Raw genomic sequence first — 1,513 nt, 5'->3', positions numbered from 1 at the left:
AAGGATGTCATATGGAAAGAGTGACAAAAGCGTATTGGATTGGAGAGCCGTTACACACTCTGCCTGAAGAATTTAAGGCAGAGTTTGAGCAGCATTTTGATTTGCTAGATTGCAGCAACGACATATCAGTATTGAGTGATAAAGAGTTTTGCTACTTCTTTTACTACATCACCCATGACCCAACCGACCATGCCAAAAGCATTGCTACCCTTTGTGAAAACCTTGATAAGAAACTGATTGTTGTCACAAAAGAAAACACCGAGTGTTGCTTACCGCCAAGTCACATCACCGCTGAGTGTTATGAGCTCAATGAAAACACGCTACCAGTGTGGCTTTCTCAAGCTAAGCTCAAATACTTTTTACACGCCAAAGTCGATGACGCTCAAATTTCTGCGGACAATATTTTTTCCCGCAATGGCAAGTCCAATTTCTCAGATGTCGTCAATTACATCGCCAACAATGTTCATAAAGACCTAAGAGAAGAAGAAGCCGCGGCACTGTGCCATTACTCTCCGACTTACTTCTCAAAGGTGTTTCACCGCAAAGTTGGTATGTGTTTTCGTGACTATGTGACTGCGAAACGCATTTCATTAGCCAAAAAAATGCTGATCGAGAACGAATCCATGAAAATCGCGTATATCGCTTACCAATGTGGTTATCGCGATGTCTCGTACTTTTCTCGTATCTTTAAAAAGAAAACGGGGCCTTCTCCGGCGAATTATCGCCAACAGTTTTAAGCTCAAATCACAGCGTTTTTTGCCGATCTAACGCTAACTTGCCCACAGAATTCATCAAAATGCGTTCCCGTGTCGTAATTCAACATGCTAAAGTTAACAATGCATTAACAACTATAAATACAATGAGAAGACATGGAGTCACCAAACATGAATCAGCCGAAAATAAATAGCACTGCTGGTTGCGCTCTCCCACCACCAAATGAAATGATCCTTAAATGGGCAGCGGAGCGCCCGAATGAGGTCTACCTAAAACAAATCATTAACCGACAGTTTGTCGAGTTTACTTACGCAGAAGTCGCCGATCAGGCTCTCAAGCTCGTCAGCGCACTACGTGGGCTGGGTATTCAGCCTGGCGATAAAGTCGCACTGGTATCGAAAAACTGCGCAGAGTGGTTTATCTGCGATTTGGCCATGATGCTAGGGGATTACGTAAGCGTACCTATTTTCCCTACCGCAGGGGCCGACACGATTGAATACTGTGTAACTCACAGTGAAAGTAAGGCGCTGATCGGGGGGAAGCTTGATGACCCAGCAGCAACTCAGCAAGTCATTGATGCCATACCAGAGCTTATCAGCATCGCGCTGCCGTATGATTCAGCACCACAATGCCAATACCAGTTCAACGCATTGATTGCGGATGCCGTGCCAAGTGAAGAGCGTCCACAACACTACGACGATAAGTTGATGTCATTGGTGTATACCTCCGGCACATCAGGTTTGCCAAAAGGCGCAATGCTGACTTACGGAGCGTTTAGTTGGTCGGTACAACAGCTGAT

2 protein-coding genes are annotated in these 1,513 nt (G+C 45.0%); both read left to right on the top strand.

Translation table 11 applies throughout. From position 1 onward, the window contains the following. The first annotated feature begins 11 nt into the window (after nucleotides 1-11). A complete protein-coding gene (locus tag R7E47_RS24255) occupies nucleotides 12-737 on the top strand; it encodes an AraC family transcriptional regulator (RefSeq protein WP_318085224.1) in 726 nt (241 codons plus the stop codon). A gap of 147 nt (nucleotides 738-884) precedes the next feature. Next, a partial coding sequence (locus tag R7E47_RS24250; RefSeq protein WP_318085222.1) for an AMP-binding protein occupies nucleotides 885-1,513 on the top strand: 629 nt, incomplete at its 3' end.

The organism is Vibrio sp. Vb1026 (assembly GCF_033338745.1).
Lineage (GTDB): Bacteria > Pseudomonadota > Gammaproteobacteria > Enterobacterales > Vibrionaceae > Vibrio > Vibrio alginolyticus.
This window is presented reverse-complemented; position numbering and strand designations above follow the sequence as displayed.